Source organism: Mesorhizobium comanense (genome assembly GCF_005503535.1).
GTDB lineage: Bacteria > Pseudomonadota > Alphaproteobacteria > Rhizobiales > Rhizobiaceae > Mesorhizobium > Mesorhizobium comanense.
Genome location: NZ_SCNN01000007.1, coordinates 69,497 through 89,838, shown reverse-complemented (window position 1 = coordinate 89,838; position 20,342 = coordinate 69,497). Strand labels below are relative to the sequence as shown.

Sequence of the window (20,342 nt, the reverse complement as noted above, 5' to 3'; positions counted from 1 at the left end):
ATTTGCTGCGGACCGGACTCGAAACCGGTTAGTGGATGGGCTTAGCGCACCGAGCCATTACGCCGCTGCCTTCTCGTCACCATCTCGGACCTTTTCTGGCCGTGTGTCCTTCCACACCGCCGCAGCAAGAGGCGCTTGTCTATTCGCTCCTCCGCCTTGCATCAAGCCAGCCGGCCCAGTGAGTAGAGCTGGAAGGGGAGGGAGACGGCGAGCGTAGCGAGCACGAACGTCCTGTACTATGAATGGTGACGGTCTTCTTTCGAATCGGCGCGTAGTGCCCCTGCATGGTTGATGGCGCCAAAAATTGACCGATCGTTGTCGATAGACGATGAAATCGCGCTAAATCCAAATCGTGCGAATTTCCCTTTGAAATCAAAAGCGAAAAATTTTGACGGCTCGACGGTCGGGTTTTGACCGTCAGAAGAAAGATTTTGCGCTTATAAATCAGCGCGTTACGATGGTTTGAGAGAATCGAGTGGGAGTGAGGGGCAGGCAATAGCATAGTTTCGGCGGCGATTGCGCTGCCGTTCCGTCTTTCCCTACTCACCCTGAGTGGCGTTCATTTCCTTCTAAGAATTAGCAAATCCAGCCTGCATCCAAGTCCCAGCCTGTGCAAAGCGGTCGCAGAGGGTGAGAGGGTTCTGGCGTAGAGTAGCGTGAAAATAGGCGGGTTTGCTTTGTGCCCGGCTCGACATCACGGTTCTCCGCAATCGCGGATATGCGACACCATGACCTTCGAAAACGTCCCGTCCTTGTTCGCCAGATGCGCGACGAAGGTCGCTTATGGCTGATTTGGGCTACAGCGCCAGAGGCGCGGTAGCTCTTTCACCTCGATGCGGGTTTCACCGGACGGGTTTTGCGCTGATGGACGTCCGACCCGGATGCGATCCTCGCGCGGCCTTCGAAATAGGCCCGGCGACGCTGCTCCAGCCAGGCTTCAACCTCGTACCCCATACCACGCAGCGCGGTGTGAGTTTGAAGTGGCGAGGGAAGTCGCCGCGCTTCTGGGAACGATGAGCCGAAGTTCATGCCGTCGGATCGCTTCGCGGCAGGCCGGTCAGGACGGCATCCGCGAGAGCAGCGCTGAATCCACCAATTTGCGTCAAAAGCAACTGGCTCTACCCCGTCGTAGGCTTGGCGCTGCCTTGGTCACGCTGACTTTGCGACTTCGCGTCCGCCAACGCGCGCTGCCAGGCAACGGCGCGAGGGGACAATCGCCCAGCCGAATGCGCATTTCCTCATGCGAACAACATGGTGACGCCTGGATAATCTATCACCATTATGTTTAAAAACACACAAAAATGCCTTCAAATTAAGATGAACATATACATATTGACGGAGGTGGTGTATTGAAGCACGGAGGCTGCGGGTTGGGAGGCGGCCTAGAACCCAGGAGGACAAAATGAAAATGAAGCTGTTTTCGCGTGCTTCCGCAGTCACCTTGCTTGCGGCAGGCTGCTGCATTGCCTCTAGCGCCTTTGCCGGTGACAAGCCCAAAGGGCTGATGCTTTTCTCCTATCTCGGCGACCAGGCCTATGTGCGCCAGTACAATGTCGCCAAAGGCCGGGCCGGCAAGATCGACGACGTCCAGATCGACGTCAAATCGGGAAGCTCGCGCGGCGACGTCAATTTCTTCATCCAGGAAATCGTCAACGCGCCCGCCGAAGGCTACAAGGTTATCGCCGTCAATACCGGCGCCACCTCCAAGGAACTGGTCAGCGCGCTCAACGACGCGACCAAGCAAGGCATCAAGGTGTTGTCCTTCGACGGCGCACCACCGCCCATCGATGACCTGACCGCCCAGGTGAACTACGATCCGGTCGGCGCGGAAAAGGCCGTCGTGCAGGAATTCACCAAACAGGTCCCGGCGGGAGGCGAGATCGGCGTCATCCGCTGTATCGCGGGCCTGGCGGACACCGACGCGTTCATCAATGCCTTCAAGGATGCGCTGAAGGGTACGAAGTTCAACATCGTTGCCGAGGGCGACGCCCGTTGCGATCCCGAGAAATCGCGCACGATCGCCGAGGGTATGCTGAACGCGCATCCAAATCTTGTCGGCATCTACGACATCTTTGATGTCTCGGCGCAGGGAACGCTGCAGGCGCTTGAGGCGGCAGGATCCAATGTCATCGTTGGCTCGGTGGGCGGCCAGGAATACGCGCTGAAGTCGATCGCCGCCGACAACAAGAACTGGAAGTTCACGGTGCCTTATCCCTTCGAAGTGATCGCCAGGACGGCCACGGACACCACTGCCGACCTGGTGCGGGGCAAGAGCGTCGAAAAGCTCGTGGTCGTGCCGGCGCAGCCCGTCCAGACCTCGCAGAATGCCGCCGGCATGCTGAAGATGGTCTCCGACGTGGTGGCCGGCAACGTCGATGAAGTCGTGAAATAACGCCTTCGATGGAAACGCAGGCCGGCATTGCTGGGAAGTCGTCCGACACGGTGACGGGCCGCCGCGACTCCCTCTCCGTCCTGCTGTGGCTTCTGCAGGCTGGACCGATCATCATTCTCGTGACCCTGGTCGTCGCCTTCGGCCTGCTTGCCCCGCATTTCATATCGGTGCGCAATCTTCAGAATCTCCTCGCCCAGAGCGCGATCGTCTGCGCGCTAGGCCTAGGGCAATTCCTCGTCATTCTGGTTCGCGGCGTCGATGTCTCGGTCGGCAGCGTCATCGCGCTCAGCGTCGTGACGGTGGCTGCGGTGACCGGTGTCGATCAGCCGACCTCGTTTGCGCTGGTCATCTACCCGCTTGTCGGCCTTGTGGTCGGGCTGATCAACGGGTTGCTCATCGTCAAGGGCGGCATTCCACAGCCCCTGGTGGTCACCGTTGCCATGCTCGGCATCGTCGCCGGCGTCGCCTTGCTGATCAGCGGCGGCAACACGCTGGTGGGCGTTTCGCCTGCCGTGCATTGGCTGGCGAACGGCAAGGTGCTGGGGATTCCGGCCGGTGCTTTGATGGTGCTGATCCTCGCGGGGCTGTTTTGGTTGATGTTGCGGCGTACGCAGTGGGGCCGCTGGCTCTACGCCGTGGGCGGCAATCCGGATGTCGCGCAATGGGTAGGCCTTCCCCGCGACACGCTGATCATGAGCGCCTATGCCATCTGTGGAACGACAGCAGGCATCGCTGGCATGCTCTATCACGGCCGGACCGGCTCGGCTTCGCCGCTTTCCGGAATCGGCTATGAACTCGACGCCATCACGGCGGTGGTTGTCGGCGGCGCGAGCCTGTTCGGCGGCCGCGGCAGCATCACCAATGTGCTGTTCGGTGCGCTCATCATCGCCACCATTCGCAGCGGCCTGCAGCAGCTCGACGTCTCACCCTTTTGGTCGTCGGTGGCGATCGGCATCGGCATCCTGGTGGCGCTTGAGCTCGATGTCTTGCGCAAGCATATCGAGAACCGCATTCGCACGTTGCGGGCGAGGCAGGTCAACCAATGAACACCGCCTCGTCTGAAAGTCTTCCAAATGGGGTCTCGGACAAACGCCTTGTTCTGTCGGTCCGCGATGCGCGCAAGGCGTACGGCTTCGTGACCGCGCTGGCCGGCGCGTCGCTCGACCTTCATGAGGGCGAGATCGTGGCCTTGCTCGGCGACAATGGCGCCGGCAAGTCGACCCTCATCAAGGCGATCACCGGCATCGTGACACTGGACTCCGGCGCCATCGAGCTTGATAGTCGTCCGCTGCGATTGCGTTCGCCAGCCGACGCGCGTGCGTCGGGCATCGAGACGGTGTTCCAGGACCTTGCCGTTTTCGACAATCTGACCGTTTCCGACAATTTCCTGATCGGACGCGAGCAGACGTGGCCCCGCTGGCTTGGTCCGTTGGGCTTCCTTTCCGCCGGACAGGAGCAGAAACAGTGGCGCGAGCATGCGAGCGCGCTGAGCGTCAGCCACGTCTCGCCCTCCCAGGAGATCGGCCTGATGTCGGGCGGTCAGCGCCAGGCGGTGGCGGTTGCGCGGGCGGTGGCGTTTGCCCGCCGTGTGGTCATCCTGGATGAGCCGACGGCGGCACTTGGTGTGCGCGAATCCGACGAGATCCTGACGATGGTGAGACGCCTGCCAGAGCGCGGCCTGTCGGTCATCATCGTCAGCCACAATATGGACCACGTCGTGCGCGTGGCGGACCGCGCCGTCGTCATGCGGCAAGGCAGAAGCGTGGGTGAGATGACAGTGCGTCAAGGTGTCCAGAAGGACCTTGTCGCCATGATCATGGGTGTGACCTGAGTGGGAAAGTCCGAACGAAATCGGGCAGCGGCGGCAAGCAGGTCAGCCCGCAATCGCACCGCTCTGTGAGGGGGGACGCGCTCGGTCGATCGTATGTCGATCGATCAACTGCTCTACTTTTCCAAGGCTGAAGATATCCTCCAGCGCCAGATAGGCGGCGCCAAAAAGTGCGCTGTCCTTTTGCGGGTTGGCAAGCACGATCTGCAGCTCGCGCGTGGCAAGCGGAAGGCATCGCTGATAGACGAGTTCGCGGATGCCCGAGAGCAGGAATTCGCCGCCCCTGGCCAGCGTGCCTCCGACCACGATCAGGCTCGGATTAAGTATGCTGACGACATCGGAGGCAACTTCGCCGATCACCCGGCCGGCGCTGCGCAGCAGCATCAGGGCTTCCGGCTTTTGCATTTCAACCAGCGAAATCACATCGCGCGCATTCTCCGCCGTGAAGCCTCGGCTCGACAAATCCCGGGCAATCGCCCAGCCGCCGGCGCGGGCTTCGACGCAGCCGAGCTTGCCGCAGCGACACAGCGGCGCGTTCTCGGAACTGAACTGGATGTGGCCGATGTCGCCGGCGGCGCCCTGGGCGCCACGAAAGATCTTGCCGCCAGCTACAATGCCGCTGCCGATACCCGTTCCCGCCTTGATAAAGAACATGTCGTCCACGTGCCGGAAATTCTGGCGATGCTCATGGGTCGCCATCAGGTTCACGTCGTTTTCGACGTAGATCGGCGCATCGAAACGACCGCGCAGCCAGCCAATGATGTCGAATTCGTCCCATCCGTGCAGGACCGAGGGGCCGACGACCCGGCCGCGCTTGAAATCGACGGGCGTGGGCATGCTGAGGCTGACGCCGAAAAGCGAGCCATGACTGGCTCTGGCTTTCGCTGCAAGGATGTCGAACCCATCGGAAATCTGCGCCAGCGACACCGCCGGTCCGTCCGACGCGTTGAACGGAATCGTGCTTTGCGAGACGATGGCGGGTTCAAGGTCCATGGCGGCAAGATGGATGTAGGTTTCGCCAATATTGGCGACGAGAAAGAACCCTGCCTGTTCGTTGATCCCAAGCACCCGCGTCGGTCTGCCGCCGCTTGGCATCGTGCGTGCCGTCTCCCGAACCAGGCCCGTCTCGATCAGCGCATTCAGCCGCTGGGTGACGGTCACGCGTGACAGTCCCGACGCTTCGAGTAGCGCTGACCGGGAAGTGGCGGTGCCGGTGGCGATAAGCGAGAGGATTTCACCACTGTTTACAAGAGCGGGGCGTTCCGCCGTACCATTTGTCTTGGGCATTCCGATTTTTCCGTTTGCCGGAGATGTACCGACAAACCCGGGGGAGATAAAGGCATGTCTGCAAGAATGTCGAGTGAGTTTTGTATAGAAGTATCCAATAAGCCGTTGACTTATAGATATATCATTGAATAAGGTCGTGTCATCAGGGAGAAAACGACGGATCTGAGCGTGGACCAGCCCGCGCCCGTTTCAGCGTTTTCTGCCGTCACTCGATCGACGGAATCTCACATGTTGCCAGCGCAAAAGGACTTCGCCCCTTCAAATCTCCTGGCGAACGCCATCCGCGCGCTGTCCATGGATGCGGTCGAGAACGCCAGGTCCGGCCATCCCGGCATGCCGATGGGCATGGCCGAGATCGCGGTCGCGCTCTGGCACCGGCATATCAGCCACAATCCATCCAATCCCGCCTGGCCCAACCGCGATCGCGTTGTGCTCAGCAACGGTCACGGCTCCATGCTGCTCTACAGCGTGCTCCATCTCACCGCATACGATGTCTCGATCGACGACATCAGGCAATTTCGGCAGCTGCACAGCAGGACGCCCGGCCATCCCGAATATGGCTATACGCCGGGCGTCGAAGTGACCACCGGACCGCTCGGGCAAGGGCTGGCCAATGCGGTCGGCATGGCAATCGCCGAAAAGACCTTGGCCGCCGCCTTCAACCGGCCTGGACACAACATTGTCGACCACCACACCTTTGTGTTGGCAGGTGATGGCTGCCTGATGGAAGGCATTTCGCATGAGGCGTGCTCGCTTGCCGGAACGCTCGGCCTGGGCAGGCTGATCGTGCTTTACGACGACAACGGCATATCCATCGATGGCCATGTCGAGAGCTGGTTTTCGGACGATACTCCCAAGCGCTTCGAGGCCTATGGCTGGCAGGTCATCGCCGATGTCGACGGGCATGATGTCGAGGCCATCGACCAGGCGATTTCCCGGGCAAAGGCACAGGCAACCCGCCCGACGCTGATCTGCTGCAAGACGACAATCGGCAAGGGCGCGCCGACCAAGGCCGGAAGTCATGATAGCCATGGATCGCCGTTGGGCGCGGACGAGGTCGCGGGAGCTCGGCTCGCACTCGACTGGCCGTATCCGCCGTTCGACATTCCTGGAGAGATCGGCGCTGCGTGGAACGCATCGGTCAGCGGGGCGGCATCGGAGGCTGACTGGCAGCGCCGCTTCGAAGCATACCGCGCGGCCTATCCCGATGAAGCAGCGGAGTTCGAACGCCGCGCCGCGCATCGTCTTCCCGCAGGCTTCGCCGACAAAGCGGATACCTTCGTTGCGCAAACCGTTGAAAAGGCCGAGACGTTGGCGACACGCAAGGCCAGTCAGAATGCCATCCAGGCCTTTGCCGGCTTCCTTCCCGAACTGATCGGCGGTTCCGCCGATCTCGCCAGTTCGAACCTCACGCTTTGGAAGGGCGCCGCACCGATCACCTCAGCCTCAGGCGGCAACTACATTTACTACGGCGTGCGTGAGTTCGGCATGGCCGCGATCATGAACGGCCTGATGGTCCATGGCGGGTTTCGTCCCTTCGGCGGTACGTTCCTGATGTTTTCGGAATACGCGCGCAATGCGCTGCGCATGGCGGCGCTGATGAAGCTCGGCGCCATCTATGTCTTCACTCACGATTCCATCGCGCTCGGCCAGGACGGCCCGACGCATCAGCCCATTGAGCAATTGGCGACACTTCGGTTGATGCCGAACATGGACGTCTGGCGACCGTGCGACACCGTTGAGACGGCGGTCGCCTGGCAGGTTGCGCTGGAGCAGGTGGCGACGCCGACAAGCCTGGCGCTCAGCCGTCAGAATCTTCCGTTCCAGCCGCGTGACCAGGCTCAGTTGCAAGCAGTCCGCAGGGGTGGATATGTGCTGCGCCGGGAGGCGGGCCGGTTGGACGCGGTCATCATCGCGACCGGCTCCGAAGTGCAGTTCGCGGTCGGCGCCCAGGAGCAGTTTGCCAAACGTGGGGTTCATGTTCGCGTTGTGTCGATGCCGTCCACCAACGCCTTTGACCGGCAGGATGATGGCTACAAGGCCGAGGTACTGCCGTGGGGCATTCCACGCATCTCCGTCGAAGCCGGCGTCACGGACTACTGGCGCAAATATGTCGGCCTCGAGGGCGAGTGCGTGGGCATCGATACGTTCGGTGAATCGGCCCCGGCCGAAATCCTCTACGAGCATTTCCACGTGAACGTCGAGACTGTCACGAAGGCTGTCGACAGGGCACTCGAGAAGCATCGCGCCGCATCGCCGGATTTGGGAAGGCAGCGGGCGAGATGATCGCGACTTACATCATCGGACTGGACTACGGCACTGGGTCCGCCCGTGGCGTGTTGCTCGACGCTGCGACCGGCGAGCAGATCGCCAGTCACACACAGGCCTATCGCCATGACGTCATGACGCAGAGCCTTGCTGACGGCACGCCTCTGCCGCGATCATGGGCGTTGCAGAACGCCGCCGACTATCTGGAGGCGGCGGAAGAAATCCTGGGCGCGTTGGGGCGAGGTCGGGTGATCGAGTCGATCGGGCTCGGCTTCTCGGCCAGCTCCCCGATGCCGACCACAAGCGATGGCACGGCCCTTTCGGAACTTTATCCCGGCGAGCCGCACGCCTATGTCAAGCTGTGGAAACATCGCGCCGCGCAGCCCTATGCGGACGCCATCAACCGCCGGGGAGGGGCGTTCCTGCGCAATTTCGGCGGCAAGCTTTCCGGGGAATGGTTGCTGCCGAAGGCGGCCGAGATCGCGGACGAGGCACCCCATATCTGGGCTGCTGCCGGCCGGTTCATCGAGTCCGGCGACTGGCTTGTCTGGCAGTTGACCGGCAGTGAGGTGCGCAGTCTGGGTTTCGCGGCCTACAAGGCCCAGTATTCGGAGGCTGAAGGCTATCCGCAGGGTGTCGTGCCCGGCCTGTCGGAAAGGCTGTCGGTGCCGCATCGTATCGGCACGTCGGGTGGCAGCCTGTCCGAGGCATGGCGGGCGCGCACCGGCATCAGCGGTCGCGCCGTCGTCGCGGTGGCGGTCATCGATTCCCATGTCGTGCTGCCTGCTGTAGGAGCGGTGTCATCCGGCTGCCTCGTCGGCGCGCTTGGAACATCGGCGGTCTATCTGTTCTTGAGCGAACAGTTCCGTCCCTTGCCGCCCGGCATCGAAGGCGTGGCCAAGGATGGATCGGTTCGCGATCTCTGGTGCTATGAGGCAGGCCAAGCCGGGTTTGGCGACATGCTCGCCTGGTTCGTGAGGGCCTTTCCGCGCGGCGCGGATGAGGCGGAAAGTTTCCGTATCTACAACCGTGAGGCAGCCGGACTTGAACCCGGCGCCAATCATCTGGTGGCGCTCGACTGGTGGAACGGCAACCGCGTGCCGCTTGCCGATTCAAACCTCAGCGGCCTGCTTCTCGGCCTCACCACTGAGACCACCGGCGTCGACATCTATCGCGCACTGATCGAGGCTCTGTGTTTTGGCGCGCGCACTGTGGTCGACCTCTTCGAAGTCGGCGATTTTACCATCGACCGCGTCATCCTGACGAGCGGACTGGCGCAGAACAACCCGTTGCTGGTGCAGATCATGGCCGATGTGCTGGGCCGTGTGGTGGAGGTTCCAAGCATTGCCCACGCGACGGCCGTCGGCGCGGCGGTTCATGGCGCGGTCGCGGCGGAACTGGTGAGCGGTTTCGCGGAAGGCACCGCCCGGTTCGGTGCGCGCACCTTCACGGCCTGTAATCCTCGCCGCGAAAGCACCGCCGCCTACCAATCTCTCTACAGGAACTATCGGCAACTGAGTGACAGCCGGACGGTGCGCAATGTCATGCACGATCTGGCAAGGGTGGAAACATCGCCACTCGCAAGCCAGTCGACGGAAGAGACAAAATCGGTGGCCTGAACGAGTTGCAGACGGACAGCCTTGTGCGGCGCCATAACAAGCAAGTTCCAGGTCCTGCGCGTACGCGTGTTGGAGCCTGCCCCGACTATTAGGATTTGACTATGTACGCAGCAAAACAACGCCTTGACGGGCGCATCGCGTTCATAACGGGTGCCGCCAGCGGCATCGGTTTCTGCACGGCGGAGGCCCTGGCTGAAGCCGGCGCCCGGGTCATCCTTTCCGACCTCAACGAAGCATCGCTCGATGCGGCTGCCGGCGCCTTGCGCGGCAAGGGTTATCCTGTCTCGAGCACTCTGCTCGACATCACCGACTCCGCCGCCTGCACAGAGATCGCGGCGCGGATGAACCGGGACGTGGGGTCGGTCGACATCCTCATCGCCAATGCCGGCATCGCCTGGGCGGATACGCGGGCGGAAGATCTGGATGATCAGGCATGGTCGAAGGTCATCGACGTCAATCTGAGCGGCGCGTTCTGGAGCTGCCGCGCGTTTGGCCGGCACATGCTCGAACGCCGCCGCGGCTCGATCGTGACCGTCGGATCTATGTCGGGTTTCATTTCGAACAAGCCGCAATCCCAGGTCCACTACAACGCCTCGAAAGCCGGGCTTCACCACCTGACGCGGTCGCTCGCGGGTGAGTGGGCGGATCGCGGGGTGCGCGTCAATGGCGTGGCGCCAACCTATGTCAACACGGTCATGTCGAATGTGACGGCCAGGGACCCGGCATATTTCAGCCCCTGGATGGAGGGCACGCCGATGAAGCGGATGGTCGAGCCTGAGGAAGTGGCGTCCGTCAATCTCTTCCTCGCCTCCGACGCGGCAAGTGCCATGACCGGCGCGATCATCCTGGTCGACGCCGGCTATACGATCTGGTGATACGGGCCGCACGGTTGTCGGATCCATGCCGCCGTTCGCCAGCTATCCTTCAAATAGGAAGGCCGGAATAGCGTCTGGGTCGTCCTCGGATGCCACGTGCGCTGGTGTCGAAGCAGAAGCATCGAAACCCAAAAGGATCGCGATTTTGGGGTTGCTCAAGGCCGATGAGTGCAAATTTAGAAATTATCCGACAAAAGAAACGTCACTTATGTTTTTTTATAGACATAACTTTTGCCGTTTGGTAGAGAAAATCCGCAGGTGCAGGGAGGCGCGGACTCAAGGGGTCGTGTTTGCACCTCAGGAAAGAAATTGCAGTGCCGAACACAACGCCAAGGCCACTCAGGCTGGCGTGCCAATCGCGGCATTGACGGCAACGACCCATCAACCAGGGAGGAAACAGATGAATATTCTGCGCAACGCGAAATGCAGCCGGCAGCTCTTTGCGAGATCCGCACTGATGGCAGCCAGTTTGGTGGGCGTGTCACTATACGGCGCATCCGTGACCCATGCCGCCGATCCGGTCCGCATCGGCATCGTCGAACTGCAGCTGTCAAATCCGTTCTTTGGAAAATTGCAGCAAGCCGCGGTGGATGCCGCCAAGAAGCACGGCTTCGAGACGATGACGGCCGAAGCGACTGTCGCCGGCGATTCCGCGACCCAGATCGCGGCCATCGAGAACATGATCAACCGCCAGGTCAAGGGCATCGTCGTCGACCCGGCCAATGCCTATGCGCTGATCCCCGTCGTCAAGAAGGCGCGCGATGCCGGTATCTTCGTCGTGACCACGAACACCTCGATGGATCCGGCGACATCGGCTGACGCCTCCTACGAAACCGACAATCTGGAGGCCGGCGTTCTGATCGGCAAATGGGCGAAAGCGCGGCTCGGCTCGACCGCGGCCCGCATTGCCATGCTGGACTACGACCTGTCCGATAAAACCGCCAAGGCCCGTCACGACGGCTTCCTGAAGGGTTTTGGCATCGATGACCAGTCGCCGGAAATCGCCGGAACCGCGCTGACGATGGGCAATGTTGAGACAGGCCAGACTGCGATGGAGAGCCTGTTGTCTGCCCATGCCGATATCAACGTCATCTACACCATCAACGAGCCTGCGGCGCAGGGCGCCTTCCTGGCGATCAGGCAGGCGAAAGCCAATGTGCTGATCACCTCGATCGACGGCAGCTGCTCGGGCGTGCGCAGTGTAGCCGACGGCACGATCGGCGCGACGGTGATGCAGTTCCCGACGAAGATGGGCGAAATGGCCGTCGATGCACTGGCCAAGGCGATCGGCGGTGGCGAGAAGCCGAGTGGTGTCAACAATTCGGGCACAATCCTGATCACCGATCACCCCGCGGATGGCGTTGAGTCGAAGGACTCGAAATGGGGCCTGCAAAACTGCTGGGGAGAATGACAATGCCGGAACCTGAACTGGCATCGACTGCAGCCGGCAGCGACGCCGGTGCCGCAGCGGCGGGCCCCGTGCCCGCCGTCGCTTCGGTCTGGAGCGGCAGCACGCTGCGTGAACTGTTCAGCTATCCGATAACGGGTCCGCTGTTTGCACTTGTGGTCATCGTGCTCGTCTTCTCGCTGACGACGTCGACCTTCCTCAATGCCGGAAATCTCTCGCTGATATTGCAGCAATCCGTGGTCGTGGGCACGCTGGCTCTTGGCCAGACGCTTGTCATTCTCGTCTCGGGCATCGACCTGGCAAACGGCGCCATCATGGTGCTGGCCACGGTCGTGATCGGAAGCTACGCCGCGCATGGCGATCCGGTCACCGCTCTGTTGCTTGGCCTGGTGGTGTGCGTGGCCGCGGCCTCGCTCAACGGCCTCGCCGTCACGCGCTTCCGGCTGCCGCCCTTCATCGCGACGCTCGGCATGTTCACGATATTGACCGCCGCGGCGCGCCTCTATTCGCAATCGCGCAGCTTCCCGATCAATTCCGATCTGATCACCGTGCTCGGAACCGGGCCGAGCATCGGCACCATCACGATAACCTATGGCAGCATGCTCTGGATCGTGCTGACGATCGTTCTCGGCTACGCGCTGACGCAAAGCGCCTGGGGCGTCCGGGTCTACGCAATCGGCAATTCGCCGATCGCGGCGCGGCTGAACGGCATCAACGTTAACGCCATGATCTTCGGCGTCTACGGACTTGCCGGCGTCTTCTACGCGTTCGGTGCCTGGCAAGCGCTCGGCCGTACGCCGATCGCCGATCCAAGCGGCTACCAGATCGCGAATCTGGACAGCATCACCGCCGTGGTGATCGGCGGCACGAGCCTGTTCGGCGGGCGCGGCGGTGTGGCGGGAACCTTCGTTGGCGCCCTGATCGTCGTTGTCCTGAAGAACGGCCTCACCCAGGCGGGTATCGACTCGCTCTACCAACAGATCGCGACGGGCTTCCTGGTCATGCTCGCGGTTGGTGTCGACCAGTTTCTCGGGCGGGGGAGGCGGGCATGACCCAGGATCAAAGCGCGCGAATTCCTGTCATGCAAGCCGTCGGCCTGAAAAAACACTACGGCCATGTTGTTGCGCTGGACGACGCGGATTTCGAGCTCGCCCAGGGCGAAATACTCGCCGTGGTCGGAGACAATGGTGCCGGCAAGTCGACGCTCATCAAGGCCTTGACCGGCGCCGTCATTCCCGATGAGGGCGATGTCTATCTCGACGGCCGGAAGGTGCATTTCAAGTCGCCGCTGAACGCTCGTCTGGCCGGGATCGAGACGGTCTACCAGGAACTGGCAGTCGCGACCCAGCTCAACATCGCGCAAAACCTCTATCTTGGGCGCGAGGTGCGAAAATCAGGAATAGCCGGGACGGTGTTCCGTCAGCTCGACAAGAAGCTGATGCGCAACCAGGCCGCCGAGCACATGCGCAATCTCGGCATTCGCATCCAGTCGATCAACCAGAAGGTCGAGACGCTGTCCGGCGGGCAGCGCCAGGCGGTTGCGGTCGCGCGCGCCGCCGCCTGGGGACGCAAGGTTGTGGTGCTGGACGAGCCGACCGCTGCTCTCGGCGTGCGGGAGACCGGGCAAGTCCTCGACCTGATCAGGCGGGTTAAAGACCAAGGCCTCTCGGTCATTCTCATCAGCCACAGCATGCCGGATGTGTTTGCCATTGCCGATCGCATCCACATCCACCGGCTCGGCCACCGCGCCGCCGTCGTAAGCCCGAAATCGACATCGAGAAGCGATGTCGTCGCGGTGATGACCGGCGCGCTTGAACCGGAAGCTGTGCAGTCCGCGCTTATCGCCCCGCCTCGGGCGGCATAGACTGCCGTTCACCATCACCACTGGGACAACATACCGATGTCAATATTCGACAAGTTCTCGCTGCATGGCAAAATCGCCGTCGTCACAGGCGGAAATCGCAGCATCGGCAAGGCAATAGCCGTCGGGTTTGCCGAAGCGGGTGCCGCGGTCGCCATCGTGGCGCGCGACGAGACAAGAAACGACGAGACTGTCGCCGAACTTCGGAAGCTTGGTGTGAAGGCGACTGCCGTGCGTGCTGACGTCAGCGAGCGTGCCGATATTGCGAACATGGTCGAAACCGTCACGCGCGAGCTCGGCCCCATCGACGTCCTGGTCAACAATGCCGGCATTGGCTTCCACGCCGACGCGTTGACCATGACGGACGAGGAATGGCAGCGTGTGTTCGCAATCAACCTCGATGCGGTCTGGAAGGTCAGCCAGATCGTCGGCCAGCAGATGGCGGCGCGCGGCACCGGCTCGATCATCAACATCGGCTCGATCTCGGGCCTGATCGTCAACAGGCCACAATGGCACTCGCCTTACGGAATCTCGAAGGCGGCGGTGCACCATTTGACCAAATCGCTGGCCGCCGAATGGGCGAGCAAGGGGATCCGCGTCAACGCCATCGCTCCAGGCTACGTCAAGACCGAAATCGCCAACACCGAATACGAGGACTACCGGCACTATTGGCGTGACGAGGTGCCGATGCAGCGATACGCCACCCCGGACGAAATCGCTCCCATTGCACTAATGCTCGCAAGCGATGCGTCGTCCTTCATCACCGGATCCATACTGGTCGCTGATGGCGGCTACACGCTTTGGTAGGCCGCACGGCGGCGGTGCCTGCAGTCGCAAGTAATTATGTATAAAAAAATACATAATTGCGGATATAATGTTTGACCATATGCAAAAGATATGCGTAACTCGCTGAGCCTTTGAGGAGAAAGGTTCAACAACCAGGGAGGAGTTTCATGTCCAGTTTGCGTATCTCAACCGACGTCAGGTCCGGAACCGTCGCGAGATCGACGGCCGCGGGCCTTGTGATCTTCGGAACCGCCTTTGCGGTCACCGGCCATGCCTCGGCTGATGAGGTCATTGTCGGTCTCGTCACCAAGACGGAGGTCAATCCGTTCTTCGTGAAAATGCGTCAGGCTGCCGAAGAAGAGGCCAAGGCCAAGGGCGTCAAGCTGATCGCCCGCGCCGGCAAGTTCGACGGCGACAATGAAGGCCAGGTCACCGCGATCGAGGATCTGATCAGCGCCGGCGCCAAAGGTATCCTCGTGACGCCGAACAACTCGACCGGCATGCTGGGTGTCATCAAGAAAGCACGCGAGGCAGGGGTGCTGGTGATCGCACTCGATACGGCGACCGATCCCGCCGATGCGGTCGACGCCACCTTCGCCACCGACAATTTCCAGGCCGGCGTGCAGCAGGGCGCCTATGCCCGCAAGGCGCTCGGCGACAAGAAGCCGGTGCTGGCCATGCTCGACGGAACGCCGGGCGGCACCGTCGATACATTCCGCCACAATGGCTACCTGAAAGGCTTCGGGCTGGCTGAAGGCGATCCGGCCATTGCCGGCTCGGCCATCACCAATGGCGCGCAGGACAAGGGCCAGGTCGGCATGGAAAACCTGCTCTCCAAGAACGGCGACATCAACGCGGTCTACACCATCAACGAGCCCGCCGCCGCCGGCGCCTATGCGGCGCTAAAATCCTTTGGCAAGGAAGCCGACGTCATGCTGACCTCGATCGACGGCGGCTGTGCCGGCGTTCGCAACGTCAAGGCCGGCCAGATCGCTGCCACCGTCATGCAGTTCCCCTACAAGATGGCGGCCAATGGCGTCGACGCTGTCGTGGAATATGCGGCCAGCGGCAAGAAGCCGAGTGGCTTCGTCAACACAGGTTCGTTCCTGATTACAGACAAGCCGATCGCAGGGATCGACTCCAAGGATACCGAATGGGGCCTCAAGAACTGCTGGGGTGACTGACAACCCTTCGTTTTGACGCAATTCCGGACGGAAAACCGTTTCACACTTTTCCTGGAATTGCTTTTGAATCCTCCCGGCGGGGCCATGTCGGACAGACCGTCGACAAGGCGCTATCTGTATTGGCATGGTCCCGTTCGTTTCCGGCCCGATCCTGAGGCCGGGAATGCGGCGATCGTTCCAGAGGGGCACTTATGAATTCGCCATCGGCACTCTCTTCCGGCAGGAGCATTGCCAAGAAGGTCATCGGTACGCCGTCGGTGGGTCCACTGCTAGTGCTGCTTGCTTTCGGCGTGATCTTCTCGCTGACCAATCCACGTTTTCTCGCCACGCAAAACCTGTCGATCATTCTGCAGCAGACGGTGATCATCGGCACCCTGGCCATCGGCCAGACCTTGATCATCCTGACAGCCGGCATCGACCTTGCGGTCGGCGCGATATGCGTGCTGGGCACCATCCTTGCGGGCAAGCTGGCGAACAGCGGCTATGACCCTGTCTTGGCCATGGCGCTCGCCGTTCTTGCCTGCACGGCGGCGGGCGTGGCGGCCGGTGGCCTGATCGCCGGCCTGCGCCTGCCGCCTTTCATCGTGACCCTCGGCATATTGGGCATCATCACTGCTGCGCTCAGGCTGATTTCGGCCGGCGGCGCATTTTCGGTCACCGACGCATTTCTCGGCTGGACGGGAAACACCATCCGCCTGAACGGGTTCATCCTGACCTACGGCGTCATCATCATGCTCCTCCTCTACGGGCTGATCTGGTTCCTGCTCAACCAGACCCAGTGGGGACGGCACGTCTACGCGGTCGGCAACAATCCGGAGGCCGCCCGTCTTGTCGGCATACCGGTCGGCCGGCTTCTGCTCTCGGTCTATGTGCTTGCGGCCTTCATCTATGGCATCGCGGCCTGGCTGGCGCTCGGCCGCATCCCCAATGCCGATCCCAATGCCTTGCAGACCGCCAATCTCGATTCCATCACCGCCGTCGTCATCGGCGGCACCAGCCTCTTTGGGGGTAGGGGCGGGTTGCTCGGAACCCTGATTGGTGCGCTGATCGTCGGCGTGCTGCGCAACGGGCTGACGCTCGCCGGCATCGATCCGCTCTGGCAGGATCTGATCACCGGCATTCTCGTGATCGTGGCGGTCGCGCTCGATCAGTTGACCAGGGGGAAGCGGTGATGGCTGCTGCTGCATCCGGAGCGCCGGTGGTAACTGCCCCGGCTGGCGTCATCCTCGAGGCGCGCAACCTGGTCAAACGCTATGGCCACGTGACCGCCCTCGATGGTGTCGATTTCGAACTGCGCTCCGGCGAAATCCTGGCGGTGGTTGGAGACAATGGCGCTGGAAAGAGTTCGCTGATCAAGGCACTGACCGGCGCGCTCATCCCCGACAGCGGCGAAATCCTGCTCGATGGCCAGCCGGTCCATTTCAAAGGGCCGCTGGATGCACGCAAGCTGGGTATCGAGACCGTCTATCAGGATCTCGCGGTTGCGGCCGCGCTCGATATTTCAAGCAATCTGTTCCTTGGCCGGGAACGCCGCCGCCCCGGCTTCCTCGGCAATGTGCTGCGCATGCTCGACAAAAAGGGCATGCGGGCGGAGGCGGAGCGCAGCATGGCTGACCTGAAATTCCACCTGCCGTCGATAGGCAGCGCGGTCGAATCGCTGTCGGGCGGACAGCGTCAGGGCGTCGCGGTCGCCAGGGCAGCCCTGTTTGCCAAGAAGCTTGCGATCATGGACGAGCCGACGGCAGCACTCGGTGTGCGGGAAACGGGCCAGGTTCTCGACCTGATCCGGGCAATCCGCCAGCGCGGACTGCCTGTCGTCCTGATCAGCCACAACATGCCGAACGTCTTCGAAATCGCCGACCGCATCCACATCATGCGCCTCGGGCGACGCGCGGCCGTGGTGAGCCCGAAAACCCACACCATGGCCGACGTCGTCGCCATCATGACCGGCGCGGCGAAGGTCGAAGAACCGGCATCATCGGGACTCCGAGCCAGCATCACAACTTAACGTCCAAAGCCACATCTTGGTCACCATGGGCAAGATATGGCAGCGTCGCTGGTCCGAGTGGCGCCTTGATGACAGGTCGCGCATTGCACCGCCGCGGTACCGGTGTCGTGAAGGCCGTGGCTGTCGTCTCCTTGCCCGGGAAAATCCGTCGAGGTGTGGCAATTCATGCAGCGTGGATGCTGGATGACGGTTGCGATACGATTGAACAGATCTATCGAAGCCATTTGCCCAGATGTAGGTTGCATGGCGGCCTGGCCGAACGAGGCCTGGTTGACGAAGGTCGCCGCAATCATGCCAAGGGTTACGATGAGAAGTGCGCATACGGTAAAATTCCAGTCTGCGGTTCTCATTGGTTTCGCGATGGGTTGGGGTTTAGCAGCGGGCTGGTCGGCTGGCTCGCGCATTTGACCGTTCCTCATGCCGATTGGGACGCGGCAAGGATGCAAGCTGTCTGTCGCAGAAGTTTGCCAAGCTTCGACCGTTGTGTATCGAAGTGTCGTGCTCGCGGAGCCAGCGCCTACAGACGCGGCAGCGTCACGGCGGCGCGAAGGCCGGGGTTGTTCGGCGAAAGCACGATGTCGCCGCCGTGATGGCGAATGATCGCCCGAGCAATCGAGAGCCCGAGACCCACGCCGCCGGTCTCGCGGCTGCGTGACTGCTCCAGCCGGTAGAAGGGCGTAAAGACCTGCTCGATTTCCGCCGGAGGAATGCCGGGTCCCTCGTCGTCGACCAATATGTCTACCGTGGAGGGGCTGGACACCAGCCGCACCGAAGCATGGCCACCATAGCGCAATGCGTTCTCGATCAGGTTGCGGACCGCGCGTTTTATACCGTCCGGTCTGCAGCGATAGGCGAGGGGATCGCCTTCGACAAAGTCCACGTCGTGACCGATCTCGGACAGGTCTTCGCAGAGGCTCTCGACCAATGCATTGAGGTCCACGGTTCGGGTTTCCTCGACCGCTGCTTCGTCCTTGGCGAAGGAAAGCGTTGCTTCCGTCATGTTCTGCATTTCGGCGATCGTGGCCAGGATCTTCTGCTGCAATTCCTCATCGGCGATGAATTCGGCGCGCAGCCGCAACGTAGTCAGCGGCGTCCTCAGATCATGTCCGATTGCCGCCAGCATCTTGGTCCGGTCATCGACGAAACGCCGCAGCCGCGACTGCATGCGGTTGAACGCTTCGCACAACCGGCGGATGTCGTCCGGCCCGGCTTCGGGAATGTTGGCGATCGCCTCGCCACGACCGATGGCCTCGGCCGAGCTTGTAAGCTCGCGCAGCGGACGGGCAATCCGGTTGGCGAAAAAAACGCCGATCGCGCACAGTACCAGGCCGGTAATGCCAATCGAAAGCAGCGACTGCGCGCGCCAGAGATCGGAAGTCAGCGGTTTATAGAGGGCTGCATTAAGCCACAGATTGCCCTTCAGCGGCGTGACCAGGCCCATGCCGTCCGCGCCGCTGAAATTGAGAGAGCTCGCCGGTCTGGAAACCGTCCACAAGGGCGAGTTCAGATTGCTCCATGCCGTCACCGGCGAATCCTTTGGATCGGGCGGCACAGCCGGCCCCTGAGATGTCGTATCCTGGTCGAGGATTTCCGACAGCGGCTGACTGAGATAGCCGATCGCCCGCTGATACCAGTCGCTGGTGTTGCCGGCGCGCGGATCTGTGTCCGAAATCCAGTATCTGATGTAGCTCGTGGCACTTGCCAGTAGAACATTGCGCTTCAAATCGGAGGGCATTGAATCGAGCACCTCGGCAAGCGTGGCGGTGCGGCTGATCAATTCGCTTTGCGCGGCCTCGCGCAGCGTGCTCCGTCGCTCGTTCCAGGCATAGGTAAAGGACATGCATTGCCCGATGACCAAGGCAAGCAGCATGAAGCCGATGAACTGCCAGGCAAGGCTTCTCTTCCACCAGTTCATAGCGCTTCGACCTCGGCCACGAGGCTGTAGCCGCCGCCCCAATGGGTCTGGATGATGCCAGGGTTCTTGGGATCGGTTTCGATCTTCTTGCGCAACCGGCTCACCTGGTTGTCGATGCTGCGGTCGAACGGGTGAGAGGATCTGCCGACCGTGAGATCCAGCAGCTGGTCACGCGTCAGCACCAGCCTCGGGCGTTCGAGGAACACCTTGAGCAGCCGGAATTCCGCCGTGCTCAGCGGTATGCCGACGCCGTCGTTGCGCTGCAGTTCGCGCCTGCCAAGATTGAGTTGCCAGCGATCGAAACGGATGACCTCGCTGCGCAGCATCTCGCTTTGATGCGGCAAACTCGTCGCGCGTCGCAAGACCGCCCGTACCCGGGCAAGCAACTCCCTGGGATTGAACGGCTTTATCAGATAATCGTCGGCGCCGAGTTCGAGGCCGATGATGCGATCGGTATCCTCGGCCATCGCCGTCAGGAAAATGATCGGCAGTTGGTTGGTTGCCCTGATCTGCCGGCACACGGCCAGCCCGTCTTCGCCCGGCATCATGATATCCAGGATGATGAGGTCCGGCGCCGCCGCCTGCATCATCGTGCGCAGCGATGGCCCGCCGTCGGCAACGCTGACCCGGTAGCCGTGCTGCGACAGATATTTGCCGACGAGATCTCTGATATCACGATGATCATCGACGACGATGATGTGCGGTTGGGCGTTCACAAGCTTGTACTTGGTTGATTGAGACTGGGCCAAACTATACTGGATTTCGCATCGACAGCACGCACAAAAATGTATCAAGCTGTCGCAGAGCCGGATCTAAGCTGCTGATATCTAAGGGTTCGCCTGAGCGGACTGATACAATTTCACCGGTCTGCGGCACAGCTGTGCGACAAGGCAAAACTAGCTTCCGGCCTC

The 20,342-nt window shown here is 61.6% G+C and carries 17 protein-coding genes; 13 read left to right on the top strand and 4 right to left on the bottom strand.

The window, feature by feature from the left end:
- Nucleotides 1-1,402: 1,402 nt before the first annotated feature.
- Genes FFS37_RS14325 through FFS37_RS14315 form a run of 3 tightly spaced genes read left to right on the top strand, consistent with a single transcriptional unit; the run spans nucleotide 1,403 to nucleotide 4,223 of the window.
- Nucleotides 1,403-2,392, top strand: coding sequence for a sugar ABC transporter substrate-binding protein (locus FFS37_RS14325; protein WP_137931612.1), 990 nt, complete (start codon nucleotides 1,403-1,405; stop codon nucleotides 2,390-2,392).
- Nucleotides 2,393-2,400: 8 nt separating this feature from the next.
- Entirely contained in the window at nucleotides 2,401-3,438 is a 1,038-nt protein-coding gene (locus FFS37_RS14320; RefSeq protein ID WP_137931611.1) for an ABC transporter permease, read from the top strand.
- Nucleotides 3,435-4,223 (top strand): ATP-binding cassette domain-containing protein, encoded by a 789-nt coding sequence (locus FFS37_RS14315; protein ID WP_137931610.1) that lies wholly within the window; start codon nucleotides 3,435-3,437, stop codon nucleotides 4,221-4,223. Before FFS37_RS14320 ends, FFS37_RS14315 begins: the two co-directional genes overlap by 4 nt.
- Before the next feature lie 42 nt (nucleotides 4,224-4,265).
- Here the strand turns inward: FFS37_RS14315 and FFS37_RS14310 are convergent, their stop codons facing one another.
- The gene (locus FFS37_RS14310; RefSeq protein WP_269750879.1) at nucleotides 4,266-5,315 is read right to left on the bottom strand and encodes an ROK family protein; all 1,050 of its coding nucleotides are present in this window, start codon (nucleotides 5,313-5,315) and stop codon (nucleotides 4,266-4,268) included.
- Nucleotides 5,316-5,735: 420 nt separating this feature from the next.
- Here FFS37_RS14310 and tkt point away from each other — a divergent pair, with 420 nt between their 5' ends.
- The 10 genes from tkt (at nucleotide 5,736) to FFS37_RS14260 (ending at nucleotide 17,516) form a co-directional block, all read left to right on the top strand.
- Nucleotides 5,736-7,793, top strand: coding sequence for a transketolase (gene tkt / locus FFS37_RS14305; RefSeq protein ID WP_137931608.1), 2,058 nt, complete (start codon nucleotides 5,736-5,738; stop codon nucleotides 7,791-7,793).
- Nucleotides 7,790-9,394 (top strand): FGGY-family carbohydrate kinase, encoded by a 1,605-nt coding sequence (locus FFS37_RS14300; RefSeq protein ID WP_137931607.1) that lies wholly within the window; start codon nucleotides 7,790-7,792, stop codon nucleotides 9,392-9,394. The genes tkt and FFS37_RS14300 overlap by 4 nt, the downstream gene beginning before the upstream one ends.
- A gap of 101 nt (nucleotides 9,395-9,495) precedes the next feature.
- Nucleotides 9,496-10,269, top strand: a complete 774-nt coding sequence (locus tag FFS37_RS14295) for an SDR family NAD(P)-dependent oxidoreductase (protein WP_137931606.1) — start codon at nucleotides 9,496-9,498, stop codon at nucleotides 10,267-10,269.
- Nucleotides 10,270-10,414: 145 nt separating this feature from the next.
- A complete protein-coding gene (locus tag FFS37_RS14290) occupies nucleotides 10,415-11,680 on the top strand; it encodes a substrate-binding domain-containing protein (RefSeq protein WP_171026283.1) in 1,266 nt (421 codons plus the stop codon).
- A 2-nt stretch (nucleotides 11,681-11,682) separates the two neighbouring features.
- Nucleotides 11,683-12,729, top strand: a complete 1,047-nt coding sequence (locus tag FFS37_RS14285; protein ID WP_137931604.1) for an ABC transporter permease — start codon at nucleotides 11,683-11,685, stop codon at nucleotides 12,727-12,729.
- Nucleotides 12,726-13,541: an ATP-binding cassette domain-containing protein gene (locus FFS37_RS14280; protein WP_137931603.1), complete on the top strand. Its 816-nt coding sequence runs from the start codon at nucleotides 12,726-12,728 to the stop codon at nucleotides 13,539-13,541. The genes FFS37_RS14285 and FFS37_RS14280 overlap by 4 nt, the downstream gene beginning before the upstream one ends.
- A 36-nt stretch (nucleotides 13,542-13,577) precedes the next feature.
- The gene (locus FFS37_RS14275; protein WP_137931602.1) at nucleotides 13,578-14,345 is read left to right on the top strand and encodes an SDR family NAD(P)-dependent oxidoreductase; all 768 of its coding nucleotides are present in this window, start codon (nucleotides 13,578-13,580) and stop codon (nucleotides 14,343-14,345) included.
- A 146-nt stretch (nucleotides 14,346-14,491) separates the two neighbouring features.
- Entirely contained in the window at nucleotides 14,492-15,508 is a 1,017-nt protein-coding gene (locus tag FFS37_RS14270; RefSeq protein WP_137931601.1) for a substrate-binding domain-containing protein, read from the top strand.
- 191 nt (nucleotides 15,509-15,699) lie between these two features.
- On the top strand, nucleotides 15,700-16,680 hold the full coding sequence (locus FFS37_RS14265; protein ID WP_137931600.1) for an ABC transporter permease: 981 nt from the start codon (nucleotides 15,700-15,702) through the stop codon (nucleotides 16,678-16,680).
- Nucleotides 16,680-17,516, top strand: coding sequence for an ATP-binding cassette domain-containing protein (locus tag FFS37_RS14260; RefSeq protein WP_137931599.1), 837 nt, complete (start codon nucleotides 16,680-16,682; stop codon nucleotides 17,514-17,516). Before FFS37_RS14265 ends, FFS37_RS14260 begins: the two co-directional genes overlap by 1 nt.
- Nucleotides 17,517-17,536: 20 nt before the next feature.
- On the opposite strand, the gene FFS37_RS14255 is transcribed toward FFS37_RS14260, so the two are convergent.
- The 3 genes from FFS37_RS14255 to FFS37_RS14245 form a co-directional block, all read right to left on the bottom strand.
- A complete protein-coding gene (locus FFS37_RS14255; RefSeq protein WP_137931598.1) occupies nucleotides 17,537-17,920 on the bottom strand; it encodes a hypothetical protein in 384 nt (127 codons plus the stop codon).
- Nucleotides 17,921-18,033: 113 nt separating this feature from the next.
- Complete coding sequence (locus tag FFS37_RS14250; RefSeq protein WP_137931597.1) at nucleotides 18,034-19,431, bottom strand: ATP-binding protein; 1,398 nt, start codon at nucleotides 19,429-19,431, stop codon at nucleotides 18,034-18,036.
- The gene (locus tag FFS37_RS14245) at nucleotides 19,428-20,147 is read right to left on the bottom strand and encodes a response regulator (protein ID WP_137931596.1); all 720 of its coding nucleotides are present in this window, start codon (nucleotides 20,145-20,147) and stop codon (nucleotides 19,428-19,430) included. The genes FFS37_RS14250 and FFS37_RS14245 overlap by 4 nt, the downstream gene beginning before the upstream one ends.
- Nucleotides 20,148-20,342: the final 195 nt, after the last annotated feature.